This is a genomic window from Acidovorax radicis N35 (assembly GCF_000204195.1).
Classification (GTDB): domain Bacteria; phylum Pseudomonadota; class Gammaproteobacteria; order Burkholderiales; family Burkholderiaceae_C; genus Acidovorax; species Acidovorax radicis.
Genome location: NZ_AFBG01000015.1, coordinates 1 through 15,297, shown reverse-complemented (window position 1 = coordinate 15,297; position 15,297 = coordinate 1). Strand labels below are relative to the sequence as shown.

Here is a 15,297-nt window from a genome sequence, read left to right as displayed (position 1 = left end):
CTTCAGTCTCCAATCTTGAATGGGAAACTTCGCCCGCAGCAGTTCCATGCTGAATGGCCGAAACGGGAGAAGTCCCGTTCTTTTTGAATTTGTAAGTGAGGCGATCAAAGCATGAGCAATCGGAGTTCAAGTGTTGAAGTACTGCCGTCCGAAGACGGCTCGACAGAGCAGCCTGTTCCCACCGCCTGGCGGCCAGTATTCCGGGAGATTGTTCTTGCTTTCGCCCAACAGAACTACCGTCTGCTAGATGTCGAGACCGGAGCAGAGGCGCTTTCGCTGGAGGCAGCGGCAAGAATCCGTGACTACGTCGAAGATTACGGGGCTGTGCTCACGGAGTTGCCGGAAGACACTTGGGAGTCCTCCGTCTGCGTCCGATCCGGCAAGCACTGGAGCGTTCTGGTGGATCTATGGACGCAGTCCGAAGGACGAAGTGATCTCGTGTTGAGTGCTCGTGTCTTAGCTCTGGACTCAGGTTTCGCATTCAAGAATCTGATGGTCTATGTGCCGTAACAGTGGCGACTCTGCATCCTCAGGAAGTCAGCTGTCGATAGGCTGCCCTGTGGATGAGATTCGAATCAGGCGCCATGACTTGCATCCCCGCGATCCCGCCCTGCCCACTCCCCAAACTCCAACGGCCGAATCCCAAACCGCACCGCATTCCCCGCATGCAGCGCGCCAAACTCGGCCAGCGCCAGCTGCACAAAATGCGTGTGGTCGGCCTCTGGGACAGAAGCAGGCATCCTGCGCTTCACAGCATCCTCCGTAGCCGCCTCCCCCTGTCGCACGATGGCCGCAATCACCTCTGCCAGTGCCTGCCGGTGGCGCAGTCGAAAAATGTCCGGCGGCACCAGGTTCTGCTTCACCGCCACGTATTGCTGGCAAGACCGCTCGTAGGCCCACACGAACACATCGCGCAGCAGGTCCACGCGGTTGAGTTCGTACACGCCCAGCATGGCGTCTACATACGCTTGTTGCGGCACGTCGATGAACGACAGCGGGCACAGGTTGTGGCGAATGAACGGGATGTTGGCCGCCAGGCGCGATACGCGTTTGTTCACGTCCTCGAACGGCTGCAGGTACGGCAGGTGCACCATCAAAAAGAAGGCTTGCTCGAACGGGTCGGTGATCTCGGCGGCCATTTGGGTGACGATGCCGAAGAGTTCTTCGAGCCGCTGGGGCAGGGCGATGGGCAGGTAGACGCTGCCGCCGATCTCCACGGCGCGGCGGCGGATGCGGCCCACGGAGGCGGGGTCGGCCATCAGGCCGTCGGACAGGAAGGCGTGCAGCGCTATCAACGTGTCAGTACGTACCTGTGCGTTTTCGGGCTGGAGCACCAGGTATTCGATGGCCTGCTTGTGGTTCAGGATCATCTGGGTTTCCAGCGCGTTCTTGCCTTCGGCGGCCTGGCCGAACTCGATCAGGCGTTCGGTGTCGAGGCGGCTGTAGGTGTTGCCCTCGAGGTGGGACGAGGCCCAGGAGAGGTCGATGAGCAGGCGGTTGAGGATGTCTCTGGCGAAGGTGCCTGCGGGGGTTTGGTCGGCGGGGGATCGGCCTAGCCCATGCAGTTGCTCGCGCAGGTCGTGCGGCAGGTAGGCCGTATCGTTGGGGTGGTACTGCGACAAAAAGTCCAGCTGGTAGCCCACCGGTTTGCGCAGATGGCGCGACTGGGAGATGGCGGCACGGATTTCTGCGCCTTCTGCGGATGTGGGGACGTAGTCGGCGATGGCGGGTGCGGCGGTCCCCCATGCTGCGGGCGGCGCGGCTTCGGCAGGCGGTTGCTGCGGATGGCTTGGATTGCTGGGGTGGTAGCGCGTGGCCCGGCCCTCGCCGCGCACCGTGATGCGCCCTTGCTCTGACAGCCGTGCCAGGCGGCGCTGCAGCGTGCGGCGCTCGTGGGTGCCCCCCAGCAGTTGCAAGAGGGCGTCGCTGCCGACTCCGGCGGGGCCTGCGTTGTGAATCAACACAGCGAGTTGGTCCAGCTCCTGGGCAAGGGTAGGGCGGGGCATGGCAGGGGCTCCTGGTGTCGTAAACGCAAATCGCGACAGACTTTTGTCGTGAAAGTAGTTTAAGCGACAAAATTCTGTCGCGAAAGCGGTTTGCGCGTCATGGCGTGGTGCTTCTCGCAGCTAAGCCCTTGGCATGCAGCCCATCCACCCGGGATGGATTGCCGATAGTTACTGCGAAAAATATAGCTGTTTGCGCTTGACGGGTAAGCGCTACGGCCTCTTTTTATCCAGATCTGCTGCATGGGCAGCCGCATCGCCTTCTTGTGCACCGTCCACCCCGCCATACCCCGGGTACTGGCCGCCAACGGCCCCCATCGCCGCGCTCTCCTGCCGCTCTTTGGCCATTTGCTCTGCCAACTGGTTGCGCCCCTCGCGCGCCACGGCGATGAACTTGGCCTGGTCTTTGTAGTGCGGGTACATGCGGTCGGCCAGTGCGATGTTGTGGGTGCGAAAGCGCTGGGTGATGGCGGTGGCCTGCGCGGCGGGCAGGCCCATCAGCTCCAGCACCGTGTGGGCGCTTTGCAGGCTGGACTCGAACAGCTCGCGCTGCACCAGGGTCACGCCCAGGTCGCGCAGCTTGTTCCAGTGGGAGATGTCCCGTGCGCGGGCGACCACCTGCAGGTGGGGGAAATGTTCGCGTGCCAGCTTGGCGATCTGGAGCGATTGCTCGGCGTCGTCCACCGCCACCACCAGGATGCGGGCGTGTTCGGCCCCCGCGATGCGCAGCAGGTCGAGCCGCGTGGCATCGCCATAGAACACGCGATAGCCAAAGGTGCGTGCCACCTCCAGCATGTCCACGCTGTGGTCCAGCACGGTGGTGCGCAGGCCCTGGGCCAGCAGCACGCGCGAGACAATCTGCCCGTAGCGGCCGAAGCCCGCGATGATGATGGGCGCCTCTTGGGGCTCGGAGATTTCTTCAGCCTGGGGCGTGGTTTTGAGCTTGGCGTAGCGGCGCAGCAGCACGCGGTCCAGCACCACGAGCAGCAGCGGGCTGATCAGCATCGACAGCGCCACGGCACCGATGAGCAGAGACGCGGTCTCGGCCGGGAATACGCTGGCGCCGGCTGCGGCCTGGAACACCACAAAAGCGAATTCACCACCCTGCGCCAGCAGCAGCGTGAACACCGGGCGCTCCTGGTAGGGGATGTTGACGACCTTGGCCAGGGTGTAGATGACGATGGCCTTGGCCGCGAGGAAGCCGACCAGGATGGCCGCCATGAGGCCCGGCGAGCGCAGGATTACGCCGAAGTCGATGCTCATGCCCACGGCAATGAAAAACAGCCCGAGCAGCAGGCCCTTGAAGGGTTCGATGTCGGCCTCGAGCTCGCGCCGGTATTCGCTGTCGGCCAGCAGCACGCCGGCCAGAAAGGCGCCCAGCGCCATCGACAGCCCCACCATCACCATCAGGTAGGCGATGCCCACCACCAGCAGCAGCGCGGCGGCGGTGAAGATCTCGGGCGTGTTGCTCTTGGCGATCCAGCGCAGCACCGGGCGCAGCAGCAGGCGCCCGCCGAGGATGATGGCGGCGATCACGCCCACGATCTTGAGCACCTCCAGCGCCACTTCGCCCGGCGTGTGGCCGGCGCCATCACCCGCAGCGGCGCCCAGCACGGGTAGCAAGGCCAGGATGGGGATGGCCGCCACGTCCTGGAACAGCAAAATTGAAAAGCCCGCCTGCCCGCTCTGGGTGCGCATGAGATTGCGCTCGGCCAGCGACTGCAGCGCGATGGCCGTGGACGACAGCGCCAGGCCCAGGGCGCCCACCAGGCTCACGCGCCAGGGCAGGCCGGCGAGGGCACCCAGCGCAAACAGCACGGCCGCGCAGCCCAGCACCTGGGCGGTGCCGGTGCCGAAGATGGGGCGGCGCAGCGCCCACAGGCGGCTCGGTTGCAGCTCCAGCCCGACGAGGAACAGCATCAGCACCACGCCGAATTCAGCGAAGTGCAGGATGTCCTGCACGTTGCTCACCAGCCCCAGGCCCCAGGGCCCGATGGCGATGCCCGCCGCCAGGTAGCCGATGATGGCCCCGAGGCCCAGCGCCTTGGCAATGGGCACGGCCAGCACCGCGGCGGTGAGGTACAGGAAGCCGTAGGTGAGCCAGGTGGGGGCGTGTTCCATAGAGGGAGATGCGGGCGATGGCGTTGGGGGAGGTGTCGCAGGGATGCGGGCGTGTCAGGATTCTGGCATTGCCGCAGCGATGTGGGAGGGCGCGCGTGGCACACTAATAGAGTGCTTCTGTTTTGATAGCTTTCGGCGCTTGCTGGTTGTGCGCTAGAGGGTACTTTTTTCCAGATCGTCGCAGCGGAGCGGGGGCGTTGTTAAGATGTTTGCCCTTCTTCGCACACGGGCACGGTGACTCATGGACTTGCAGACTTGGCTGGCTTTTTTCGCGGCATCGTGCCTGATTGCGGTGTCGCCGGGCTCGGGGGCTGTGTTGTCGATGAGCCATGGCCTGTCGTTCGGCGTGCGCAAGACGGGGGCCACGATCTTTGGCCTGCAACTGGGCCTGCTGCTGATTTTGCTGATCGCCGGGGCGGGTGTGGGTTCGCTGCTGCTGGCGTCCGAGGTGGCTTTCAGCGTGGTGAAGGTGCTGGGCGCCTGCTACCTGATTTACGTGGGCTTCAACCAGTGGCGTGCCGGCGATGTATCGCCCGTGCAAGGCGATGAGGCTGCGTCTGCAGGCACCTGGAAAAAACGCTGCCTGACGGGTTTCCTGACCAATGCTACCAACCCCAAGGGCATCATCTTCATGGTGGCCGTGTTGCCCCAGTTCATGACCGACACACGCCCGCTGTGGAGCCAGTTGCTCGTGATGGCTGCTACCACGCTGACGGTGGACGTGGTGGTGATGCACGGCTACGCTTTTGGCGCCAGCGCCCTGCGCCGCCTGATGCGCAGTGCCCGTGCCGTGCGCACGCAGAACCGTGTGTTTGGTGGCCTGTTGATGGCGGTGGGCGCCGGGCTGTTCTTCGTCAAGCGTGGCGGGCAACACGCTTGATGGGATGTTGATGCTTTGATTTTGATAGCCTCTGGCGCTTGTCAATCAAGCGCCAGAGGCTGATTTGGCTTGGTTTTTCATGGGCCCGCAGATTCCAAGGAGGTTGTCATGCCAGTAGTTGTTGTTGCCAATCCCAAGGGTGGCGTGGGCAAGTCCACGCTGTCCACCAACATCGCGGGCTACTTTGCGAGCCAGGGGCACCCCGTGATCCTGGGCGACACCGACCGGCAGGAGTCCGCCAAGCTCTGGCTGGGCCTGCGTCCTCCCGCCGCGCGCGCCATCGGCGCCTGGGACAGCAGCTCGGATGTGATCAGCCGCCCGCCCAAGGGCACCACGCATGCGGTGCTCGACACGCCCGCCGGCCTGCACGGCTGGCGCCTGAACGACGTGCTCAAACTGGCCGACAAGATCATCGTGCCGCTGCAGCCCAGTGTGTTCGACATCTTCGCCACGCGCAGCTTTCTGGACCAGCTGGCCGAACATCGCCACGCGGCGGGCGTGCAGGTGGGCATCGTGGGCATGCGCGTGGACGCGCGCACCAAGGCCGCCGAGCAGTTGCACCACTTTGTGGACAACCTGGGGTTTCCGGTGCTGGGCTATCTGCGCGATACGCAGAACTACGTGCATCTGGCGGCGCACGGTCTCACGCTGTTTGACGTGGCGCCGGGCCGCGTGGCACGCGACCTGGAGCAATGGCAGGGTATCTGTGCGTGGCTCAATTCTTGAAGGACAGCGTGAAGCAGAACGTACAACAAGGCCCCCGGGAAAACACCTGTCACACGGCAGACAAGGCGCGCCTGGGTGCAGGGCTACATTGCAACGATGAAAATCTTTCGCTCATATTCCGAAGTCAGCGCCTGCGTGGGCCAGGAGGTCACCGTGACCGACTGGATCACCATCACGCAGGAACAGGTCAACCTGTTCGCCCAGGCCACGGGCGACCACCAGTGGATCCACGTGGACCCCGAGCGTGCCAAGGCCGGGCCGTTTGGCGCGCCGATTGCGCACGGGTTTCTCACGCTGTCGTTGATTCCGCAGTTCTTCGAGACGGGCTTGACCATCGAGGGCGCGCGCATGGGCGTGAACTACGGCCTCAACAAGGTGCGTTTCACGTCGCCGGTGCCGGTGGGCAGTCGGCTGCGTGCGCGACTGACCTTGCAGGCTGCCGAACCGATTGCGCCCGATGGCATGCAGATGACCTGGCTGGTGACGGTGGAACGCGAAGGCAGCGACAAGCCCGTGTGCGTGGCGGAATCGCTGGCGCGCAACTTCGGCGCCCCGGCGTAGCAGGACAACCCCCTGAGCGGCTGCGCCGCTCGGTGCCGCCGCCAGAGGCGACGGCTCTTCGGGCACGTCCATGCCTGCGCAGGCAGGCATGGAGCCGCGGCCCTCAGCCCCTTCTCTCGAATGGCTGCGCCATTCGGGAGGGGGGACACCGCCAGCGCACGCAAGTGAAGCGCCGCTGCGCAGCGTGGGTGGCCCTTGCGCGGCGGTCGCTGGCCTGGATCGCGCGTGTTCCACGGACTGCGCTCTCGTTAGACGCTCGTGTTTTTAGGCAGGAGGCTTGAACCATGGACCGTCTGCAAGCCATGAAGATTTTCGAGCGTGTGGTGGAGGAGGGCGGCTTTGCCGCCGCCGCCCGCGCCATGGACATGTCGCCCCCTGTGGTCACCCGCATGGTGGCCGAGCTGGAGCAGCACCTGGGTACGCGGCTGCTGCAACGCACCACCCGTAAGCTGGCGCTCACCGACGCGGGCGACGCCTACCTGCAGCGGGTGCGCACCATCCTGCACGAGATCGACGACGCCGAAGCGGCGGCGGCCGCCAACACGCGCGATCTGCGCGGCACCATCCGCATCGTTGCGGCGCCGGTGCTGGCCACCAATTTTCTGGCGCCCATGGTGGCGCTGTGGCACGCCGAGTTCCCCAAGCTGCTGCTCGATATTGACCTGGACGCCTATGCCTCGGCGCGGGTGGATGAGTACGACGTGACCATCATGGTGGCGGGCGAGGACTTCGACGCGAACATCGTTGCGCGTCCGCTGCTGCAGGGCGAGGCCATTGTGGTGGCGTCGCCCGACTACCTGGAGCGCAAGGGCATTCCGCGCGAGCCGCAGGACCTGCTGCAACACGACTACCTGCGCGATTCCGGCATGGCCGCCCGTTCCCAGACAGGGCCTGGCCGCAAGCTGCGCCTGCAATCCATCAACGGCAACCTGCCGGCCCAGGAAATCGACGTGCCGGCGGTGCTGCAGTCTGTCAGCACCGAACTGCTGCTGCGCGCGGCGGTGGACGGCGCAGGGGTGGCCGTGACTTCACGTCTCTTGGCGGAAGAGCACCTGGCCCGGGGGGAACTGGTGCATATCCTGCCCGCGTGGATCTTTTCGCGCTACACCATCTATGCAGCGTTGCCGTCAGGCCGCATGTTGCCCGCGCGCACGAAAGTGTTCCTGGACTTTCTCAGCGAACAGGTGCCTTTGGCCATGGCTGAACAGCGCGGGCAGGCCAGATAAACCGGGGCCACGGGCCAAGTGGCCTATCAACCCAGTTGGGCAAATCCGCTGATGATGGTGCCTTCCGGCTCCACGGTAATTTCGCCGTCGGGCATGGCAAAACTGTTCTGGCGCCAGGCCTCGAACACCGTCACGGCCACGGCGTTGGACAGGTTCAGGCTGCGCTGGCCCGCCACCATGGGCAGCCGCAGGCGCTGCGCAGGTGGAAAACTCTCGCGCAGCTCGGGCGGAAGCCCCCGCGTTTCGGCCCCAAACACCATCCAGTCGCCCGGCAGGAAGCAGGTGGAATGCACCGGCTGCGAGCCGTGCGTGGTCATGGCGAACATGCGTGTCGGGTCAGGCTGGGCGTTGCGCAGGAAGGCCGTCCAGCCCGGGTGGACTTGAACTTGGGCGTACTCGTGGTAGTCGAGCCCTGCGCGCCGCATCTGGCGGTCTTCCATCGAGAACCCCAGGGGCTCGATCAGGTGCAGGGTGCATCCCGTGTTGGCCGCCAGGCGAATCACATTCCCGGTGTTGGGCGGGATCTCGGGTTCGACGAGGACGATATGGAACATGCCCACAATTGTCATCGCTCGTCGTGTGAGTTGAGCAACCGCTCGTAATCAAAAGTATCCCTTTGGTACTTTTCAATCCAGCCCCGTGCGCGCCAGGACGGCGGCGGTGACATGCGCCACGCCCGCCTCGCGCAGTGCCAGGGTGGCCGCCTGCAGCGTTGCGCCAGTGGTCATCACATCGTCAATCAGCACCACCCGCTGGCCGTGCAGGGCCGCAGCGCGGGCAGGCTCGACGGCGAAAGCGCCCCGCAGATTGCGCAGGCGTTGTGACCGCGGCAGGCTGCTTTGCGCCTCGGTGGCGTGCAGGCGCAGCAGGGTGCGGTGGTCGGCCTTGGGCCCCGCCAGGTGCCCTGCCAGCAGCGCCGACTGGTTGAAACCCCGCTCGCGCAGACGCTCTGTGGACAGGGGCACCGGCAGCACGCGGTCTGCGGTTTCCAGCGCCGGTTCCATCCAGGGCGTGCTGCGCATCAGCGTGGACAAGGCCCTGGCCCATCCTGGATCACCGCGAAACTTGAAGTGCGCCAGCGCATCGGCCCAGGGGTAGGCGTAGTCCACGGCGGCGATGCAGGCGTCGAAGCTGGGCGGGCTCTGGAGGCAGGCGCCACAAATGGCAACGCCCGGGGGCACCCGCAGGGCGCAGCGCTGGCAGCGCGTGGCGGGCTGGGCAAATCGCGCCACGCAGGCGTTGCAGACCCGCTGCGAGGGCCACGCGTGGCAAAAGGCGCACTGGCTGGGCACTTTGTCCGCCCAGGCGCGGAGATGGCGCGAAATCCCTGTCAAACCGGTAAGAGGCATGAATCAATATACTCGCGCGTCCTAGTGCCCTGCCATGTCCTCCGAGCGTCCTCCCACCATTGATCCCGTTGCTGCAGCCCGCTGGCATGCAGCGGCCCCCGCTGTGTCCCCCTGGCTCCATGAAGAAGTGGCCCGCCGCATGGAGGACCGCCTGCAGTGGATTCGCCAGGCCCCCGAGTCGTGGTGCCATTGGGACGCAGTGCGTGGAGGCCTGCAGGCGCATGCGCTGGTGAGCGCGCGCTATCCCAAGGCGCGCTGCCAGATCTACGAAACAGCCGTGCACTGTGAGGACACCGCCCGGCAGGCACTGGCCAAGCCCTGGTGGAGCCCTGCCCGCTGGAGTGCTGGCAACCCGCAGCTGGGGCTGCCTGGGGATGCCAGTGTGCAGATGCTTTGGGCCAACATGGCGCTGCACACGGCGGCCGACCCGCAGGCGTTGATCGCGCAGTGGCACCGTGCCCTGGCGGTAGATGGCTACCTGATGTTTTCCTGCCTGGGGCCCGATACGCTGCGTGAACTGCACGCGGTGTATGCCGAGCTGGGCTGGCCCGCAGCTGGGCACGCCTTCACGGACATGCACGACTGGGGCGATATGTTGGTGCATGCGGGCTTTGCCGAACCGGTGATGGACATGGAGCGCATCACGCTCACCTTTGCCACACCCGAGCGGCTGGTTCAGGAGCTGCGCGAGCTGGGCTGCAACCTGCACCCTGATCGCTTTCCCTCATTGCGCGGCCGGCGCTGGCGCGAGAAGCTCTATCAGGCACTGTCGCTTCGGCTGGCAGATCCGCAGCAGGGAGGTCAGTTGGCACTGACTTTCGAAATCATTTATGGCCATGCCTTCAAGCCTGCACCGCGTGTGCGGGTGAGTTCCAGCAGTGCTGTGTCGCTGCAGGACATGCGCACCATGTTGCGCCAGGGCGGCAAAGAGAACTAGCCTGTAACGGCGTGTCAATGACATGGAACAAGGCACGCTACAATTCCGGGTTATTGAGATTTTGGGCATCTTCCCGCGCAACTTTGCTGGCTGCGCCTGTCTTGCCAACGGCAGACGGGCACCACGGCTGGCAGTCTTGTGAGCACTTCCGGTGACGGGCTTGGTTTTTCGTTTTGCCACGGTGTCGGGTCAGCGCATTGACTGGCGTCTCGTTCGCAACTGTTCGGTCACGCCGGCGCAGTTGGGGTGGATGTATCTGTCCTTGTGTGTCGTGTCCCTGGGTATCGCAACATGCTTCTGGATACTCGGTGCTCGTCTGGTCATGCCTTTTGCATGGCTTGAAATCGTGGCTGTAGGAGTTGCATTCGCCATGTACGGTCGCCATGCGGCGGATGGCGAGAGGATTTCGCTGCAGGGCTCACGCCTTGTGGTGGAACTGGAGACGGCAGGCAAACTGGAACGCGCCGAGTTTGATCGGACCTGGGTTCGCGTAGAGCCCAAGTCCGGAGACCGTTCGCTGATCATGCTGTCTGCGCAGGGCCGTACGGTGGAAGTGGGGCGCTACATGCGCCCCGAACTTCGACCGGCCCTGGCATCGGAGATCCGCATGGCCTTGCGCGCCGCCTGACCCCACGCAGGCGCGCGAAAGGGATTGGTTAAATTGAGGCTTAGAAGTAAGTGAGAACTATGAAGAGCATTTCCAACAAGCTGGCTTCTCTGCTGCTGATTGCCGGTGCATGGGTGGGCTCCGCAGCCCATGCCGTTCAGGACCTTCCTGGCGGCCCTGCAGTCAACCAGCTGAATCTGGCACCTCCCGTCACCAAGATCGCAGAAGAACAGCACTTTCTGCACTGGATGATGATGGTCATCTGCACGGTGATCTTTGTTGCAGTGTTCTCCGTGATGTTCTACTCGATTTGGAAACATCGCCGCTCCAAGGGCGCCAAGTCGGCCAATTTCCATGAGTCGGTGACGGTGGAAGTGGTCTGGACGATTATTCCGTTCATCATCGTGATCGTGATGGCTCTGCCCGCGACCAAGGTGCTGGTGGCCCAGAAGGACACCACCAATGCGGACCTCACCATCAAGACCACGGGATACCAGTGGAAGTGGGGCTATGACTACATCACCGGCGAAGGCGAGGGCTTGGCCTTCATTTCCACCCTGGACAGCAGCCACCGCGTGATGTCCGACAGCGGCAACGTCAAGGACGCTCCCGCCAACTACCTGCTCAAGGTGGACAACCCGATGGTGGTGCCGGTCAACAAGAAGATCCGCATCATCACCACCGCCAACGACGTGATCCACGCCTTCATGGTGCCAGCCTTCGGCATTAAGCAGGATGCGATCCCCGGATTTGTGCGCGACACCTGGTTCCGTGCTGAGAAGATCGGCGACTACTATGGCCAGTGCGCCGAGTTGTGCGGCAAGGAACACGCCTACATGCCCATCCACGTGAAGGTCGTGTCCGCTGAGGATTACACCGCCTGGGTGGCCGACCAGAAGAAGAAGGCTGCGGCCAAGCTGGATGACCCCACCAAGGTCTGGGCGCTGGACGACATCACGAAGCGTGGCGAAAAGGTCTATGCCGCCAACTGTGCGGCCTGCCACCAGGCCAATGGCAAGGGCGCGGGCCCCATCAAGCCCCTGGATGGTTCAGCCATCGTGCTGGATGCGGACCATGCCAAACAGATCCAGGTCCTGCTTAAGGGTGCGGCCAATGGCGCGATGCCTGCCTGGGCCCAGCTGAGCGATACCGATATCGCTGCAGTGGTGAGCTACACGAAGAACTCCTGGTCGAACAAGACCGGCCAGCTGGTGCAGCCTGCTGAAATCGTGGCCCAGCGTGGCAAGTAATCACCGCCCTATCGTATTGAGGAATCCAAAATGAGCGCAGTTCTCGACAACCACGGGCACGCGGGCGATCACGCACACGACGGCCACGATCATCACCACGGCCCTACTGGCTGGCGTCGCTGGGTGTTTGCCACCAATCACAAAGACATCGGTACGCTGTACCTGCTGTTCGCCTTCGCCATGCTGATGGTCGGCGGTGTGCTGGCCCTGCTGATCCGCGCCGAGCTGTTCCAGCCCGGCCTGCAGCTGGTCAACCCCGAGCTGTTCAATCAGCTGACCACCATGCACGGCCTGATCATGGTGTTCGGCGCCATAATGCCGGCCTTCGTGGGCTTTGCGAACTGGATGATCCCGCTGCAGATTGGGGCATCCGACATGGCTTTTGCGCGCATGAACAACTTCAGCTTCTGGCTGATGATTCCTGCGGCGATCATGCTTGTGACGTCGTTCTTCATGCCCGGTGGCGCACCCGCTGCTGGCTGGACGCTGTACGCACCGCTCACGCTGCAGATGGGCCCCTCGATGGACGCCGGCATTTTTGCCATGCACATCCTGGGTGCGAGTTCCATCATGGGCTCGATCAACATCATCGTGACCATCCTCAACATGCGCGCCCCCGGGATGACGCTGATGAAGATGCCCATGTTCGCCTGGACCTGGCTCATCACCGCCTACCTGTTGATCGCCGTGATGCCCGTACTGGCCGGCGCCATCACCATGACGCTGACGGACCGCCACTTTGGCACCAGCTTCTTCAACCCCGCCGGCGGCGGTGACCCAGTGATGTACCAGCATATCTTCTGGTTCTTCGGCCACCCCGAGGTGTACATCATGATCCTGCCGGCCTTCGGCATCATCAGCCAGATCGTGCCCGCGTTCGCCCGCAAGAAGCTGTTCGGCTATGCCTCCATGGTGTACGCCACCTCGTCCATCGCCATCCTGTCGTTCATCGTGTGGGCCCACCACATGTTCACGACCGGCATGCCTGTGACCGGCCAGCTGTTCTTCATGTACGCCACCATGCTGATCTCCGTGCCCACGGCCGTGAAGATCTTCAACTGGATCGCCACCATGTGGCGCGGCTCCATGACGTTTGAAACCCCCATGCTGTTTGCCGTGGGCTTCATCTTCGTGTTCACCATGGGTGGTTTCACCGGCCTGATCCTGGCCATGGCGCCCATCGACATCCAGCTGCAGGACACCTACTACGTGGTGGCCCACTTCCACTATGTGCTGGTGGCTGGTTCGCTGTTCTCGATGTTTGCGGGCGTGTATTACTGGCTGCCCAAGTGGACCGGTGTGATGTACTCGGAGACGCGCGGTCAGATCCACTTCTGGTCGTCGCTGATCTTCTTCAACATCACCTTCTTCCCGATGCATTTTCTGGGTCTGGCTGGCATGCCCCGCCGCTATGCCGATTACCCCATGCAGTTCGCCGACTTCAACGCCATCGCGTCTGTCGGAGCATTTGGTTTCGGCCTGGCACAGGTGTACTTCTTCCTGGCCGTGGTGGTGCCTGCCATGCGTGGCAAGGGTGAAAAAGCTGCTGCCAAGCCGTGGGATGGCGCCGAAGGCCTGGAATGGGAAGTCCCATCGCCAGCACCGTTCCACACGTTTGAAAACCCACCCAAGCTGGACGCTACGGCAACCCGCGTGATTGGCTGAAGACCATGCCCGTGACACCCGAACAGAAAAAGAGCAACCTGCGGATGGCGCTGATCCTGGCGTCCGTGGCGGTTGTCTTCTTTGTCGGGTTCATGGTCAAGGTAGTTCTGCTGTCCCGCTGAACCGGCAACCTCCATGAGCCTGCACCGCGAAAACGCCAAGATGGTCGGCAAGCTGGTCGTGATTGCGGCCGGCATGTTCGCTTTCGGCTATGTGCTGATTCCTATCTACAAGCACATTTGCGAGATGACGGGCATCAACATCCTGTCGCTCTCCGAGCGGCAGGTGCCGGGCAATGGCGTGGCGGGCAAGGATGTCAAGGTGCCTGCGAATACGCAGGTGGACAAGACCCGCACGATCACGGTCGAGTTTGATGCCAACGCGCGCGGCCCCTGGGATTTCAAGCCTGCCCAGCGCTCGGTGAAGGTGCATCCGGGCGAGCTGACCACGGTGATGTACGAGTTTCAGAACATCCAGAACCGTCGCATGGCTGCGCAGGCCATCCCCAGTTACGCACCGCGCCAGGCCGCGGCGCACTTCAACAAGCTGGAGTGTTTCTGCTTTAACCAGTACACGCTGGAGCCCGGCGAGAAAAAAGAATGGCCGGTGGCGTTTGTGATTGATCCACGTATCTCCAAGGACGTGACGACCATCACCTTGTCCTATACGTTCTTTGAAGTGGGTGGCAAGACGCCTGCGGCCCCGGAATCCACTGCCGCCCTGGACTTGGCTGTGCCTGCCATCATCCCCACAGTGGCAGGAGCGGGCTCATGAATGCCCCATTGGACCAGCCCGTGGTGAAGCCGCATGAACGCAAGGGATCTTTGCTGCGCACGGTGCGTGCGGTGGCTTGGTCGCTGATTGGCCTGCGCAAGGGCAGCGAGTACCAGCAGGATGTCGAAAAACTCAATCCACTGCACATCATCGCGGTGGGATTGGTGGCGGTTTTTCTGCTGGTCATCGGCCTGATCGGGCTGGTGAACTGGATTGTGTGAGTGTGTGCTGGTTGGTACGAACAAATACTGAAAACAAAGATTTTGAGAGTCAGGAGCTGAAATGAGTGCATCAACCCACGGCGGAACCCCGTACTACTATGTACCCGCAGAGTCGCGTCACCCGGTGATGGCGGCGGCCGGTCTGTTCTTTGTCATTCTGGGCGCAGGCCAGTGGATCAATGGCCACGACTGGGGCAAGTATTCGCTGGCCTTGGGCCTTGTATGGTGGTTGTTCACGCTGTACCAATGGTTCGGTGATGCCATCCGCGAGAGCCAGGGTGGCCTCTATGGTCACAAGATCGATCTGTCCTACCGCTGGAGCATGAGCTGGTTCATCTTCTCGGAAGTGATGTTCTTTGGTGCGTTCTTTACGGCTCTTTGGTGGGCGCGTTCGCATTCTGTGCCTGCCCTGGGCAGCCTGGACAACGCATTGCTGTGGCCCAATTTCAAGGCAGTCTGGCCCAGCCTCGCCGCCGGGGTGACCGCTTCACCCGCTGGCATCGTCGAACCCTTCCAGACGGTGGGCCCTTTCTGGTTGCCCACCATCAACACGGCGCTGCTGCTGACCTCGGGTGTGACGCTGACCATCGCCCACCACGCACTGCGCGAAAACCACCGCGGCAAGACGATCGGCTTCATGTGGGCCACGGTGCTGCTGGGTTTTGTCTTCCTGCTGGTGCAAGGGTACGAGTACTACCACCTCTACACCGATCTGAACCTCAAGCTCAATTCGGGCGTGTTCGGCTCGACGTTCTTCATGTTGACCGGATTCCACGGGTTCCACGTGTTCCTGGGCATGTTGATGCTGCTGGTGATTACCCTGCGCCTGCAAAAGGGCCACTTCACGGCGGAGAAACACTTCGGTTTTGAAGGTGCTGCCTGGTACTGGCACTTTGTGGACGTCGTATGGCTGGGCCTGTACGTGCTGGTTTACTGGATGTAAAGAGCGCCTGCCGCCCACAAAAAAAAGCGCCTCG

At 63.1% G+C, this 15,297-nt stretch carries 17 protein-coding genes; 13 read left to right on the top strand and 4 right to left on the bottom strand.

Annotation, left to right across the window (positions count from 1 at the left end):
- The first annotated feature begins 111 nt into the window (after nt 1-111).
- Nucleotides 112-510, top strand: a complete 399-nt coding sequence (locus ARADN35_RS0104180; RefSeq protein WP_010459344.1) for a DUF7668 domain-containing protein — start codon at nt 112-114, stop codon at nt 508-510.
- Between the two features lie 65 nt (nt 511-575).
- Here the strand turns inward: ARADN35_RS0104180 and ARADN35_RS0104175 are convergent, their stop codons facing one another.
- Nucleotides 576-2,006: a Fic family protein gene (locus tag ARADN35_RS0104175; protein ID WP_010459342.1), complete on the bottom strand. Its 1,431-nt coding sequence runs from the start codon at nt 2,004-2,006 to the stop codon at nt 576-578.
- 210 nt (nt 2,007-2,216) lie between these two features.
- On the bottom strand, nt 2,217-4,124 hold the full coding sequence (kefC, locus tag ARADN35_RS0104170; protein ID WP_010459340.1) for a glutathione-regulated potassium-efflux system protein KefC: 1,908 nt from the start codon (nt 4,122-4,124) through the stop codon (nt 2,217-2,219).
- Nucleotides 4,125-4,365: 241 nt separating this feature from the next.
- Between kefC and ARADN35_RS0104165 the strand changes: the two genes are divergently transcribed.
- From ARADN35_RS0104165 to ARADN35_RS0104150, 4 genes are all read left to right on the top strand, one after another.
- Nucleotides 4,366-5,004: a LysE family transporter gene (locus ARADN35_RS0104165; protein WP_010459339.1), complete on the top strand. Its 639-nt coding sequence runs from the start codon at nt 4,366-4,368 to the stop codon at nt 5,002-5,004.
- 108 nt (nt 5,005-5,112) lie between these two features.
- Nucleotides 5,113-5,730, top strand: a complete 618-nt coding sequence (locus tag ARADN35_RS0104160; RefSeq protein ID WP_010459337.1) for a ParA family protein — start codon at nt 5,113-5,115, stop codon at nt 5,728-5,730.
- Nucleotides 5,731-5,826: 96 nt separating this feature from the next.
- On the top strand, nt 5,827-6,291 hold the full coding sequence (locus tag ARADN35_RS0104155; protein ID WP_029413226.1) for a MaoC family dehydratase: 465 nt from the start codon (nt 5,827-5,829) through the stop codon (nt 6,289-6,291).
- 284 nt (nt 6,292-6,575) lie between these two features.
- Nucleotides 6,576-7,517 (top strand): LysR family transcriptional regulator, encoded by a 942-nt coding sequence (locus tag ARADN35_RS0104150; RefSeq protein WP_010459335.1) that lies wholly within the window; start codon nt 6,576-6,578, stop codon nt 7,515-7,517.
- A gap of 26 nt (nt 7,518-7,543) precedes the next feature.
- Here ARADN35_RS0104150 and ARADN35_RS25855 read toward each other — a convergent pair whose 3' ends face one another.
- Nucleotides 7,544-8,071 carry a tRNA (cytidine(34)-2'-O)-methyltransferase gene (locus ARADN35_RS25855; RefSeq protein ID WP_010459333.1) on the bottom strand — a complete coding sequence of 176 codons (528 nt, stop codon included), beginning with the start codon at nt 8,069-8,071 and terminating at the stop codon, nt 7,544-7,546.
- 72 nt (nt 8,072-8,143) lie between these two features.
- Entirely contained in the window at nt 8,144-8,866 is a 723-nt protein-coding gene (locus tag ARADN35_RS0104140) for a ComF family protein (protein WP_029413224.1), read from the bottom strand.
- 34 nt (nt 8,867-8,900) lie between these two features.
- Here ARADN35_RS0104140 and ARADN35_RS0104135 point away from each other — a divergent pair, with 34 nt between their 5' ends.
- From ARADN35_RS0104135 to ARADN35_RS0104100, 8 genes are all read left to right on the top strand, one after another.
- On the top strand, nt 8,901-9,803 hold the full coding sequence (locus tag ARADN35_RS0104135) for a class I SAM-dependent methyltransferase (protein ID WP_029413221.1): 903 nt from the start codon (nt 8,901-8,903) through the stop codon (nt 9,801-9,803).
- A 151-nt stretch (nt 9,804-9,954) separates the two neighbouring features.
- Nucleotides 9,955-10,431 (top strand): DUF2244 domain-containing protein, encoded by a 477-nt coding sequence (locus tag ARADN35_RS27175; protein ID WP_029413218.1) that lies wholly within the window; start codon nt 9,955-9,957, stop codon nt 10,429-10,431.
- A gap of 59 nt (nt 10,432-10,490) precedes the next feature.
- Complete coding sequence (gene coxB, locus ARADN35_RS0104125) at nt 10,491-11,660, top strand: cytochrome c oxidase subunit II (RefSeq protein WP_010459324.1); 1,170 nt, start codon at nt 10,491-10,493, stop codon at nt 11,658-11,660.
- 30 nt (nt 11,661-11,690) lie between these two features.
- Nucleotides 11,691-13,325 carry a cytochrome c oxidase subunit I gene (gene ctaD / locus ARADN35_RS0104120; RefSeq protein WP_029413216.1) on the top strand — a complete coding sequence of 545 codons (1,635 nt, stop codon included), beginning with the start codon at nt 11,691-11,693 and terminating at the stop codon, nt 13,323-13,325.
- A 5-nt stretch (nt 13,326-13,330) separates the two neighbouring features.
- Nucleotides 13,331-13,447, top strand: a complete 117-nt coding sequence (locus ARADN35_RS28355; protein ID WP_010459319.1) for a cytochrome oxidase small assembly protein — start codon at nt 13,331-13,333, stop codon at nt 13,445-13,447.
- Nucleotides 13,448-13,460: 13 nt separating this feature from the next.
- Complete coding sequence (locus ARADN35_RS0104110) at nt 13,461-14,099, top strand: cytochrome c oxidase assembly protein (protein WP_010459318.1); 639 nt, start codon at nt 13,461-13,463, stop codon at nt 14,097-14,099.
- On the top strand, nt 14,096-14,320 hold the full coding sequence (locus tag ARADN35_RS0104105) for a DUF2970 domain-containing protein (RefSeq protein ID WP_010459315.1): 225 nt from the start codon (nt 14,096-14,098) through the stop codon (nt 14,318-14,320). The genes ARADN35_RS0104110 and ARADN35_RS0104105 overlap by 4 nt, the downstream gene beginning before the upstream one ends.
- Before the next feature lie 61 nt (nt 14,321-14,381).
- Nucleotides 14,382-15,263, top strand: coding sequence for a cytochrome c oxidase subunit 3 (locus ARADN35_RS0104100; RefSeq protein WP_029413213.1), 882 nt, complete (start codon nt 14,382-14,384; stop codon nt 15,261-15,263).
- Nucleotides 15,264-15,297 lie beyond the last annotated feature (34 nt).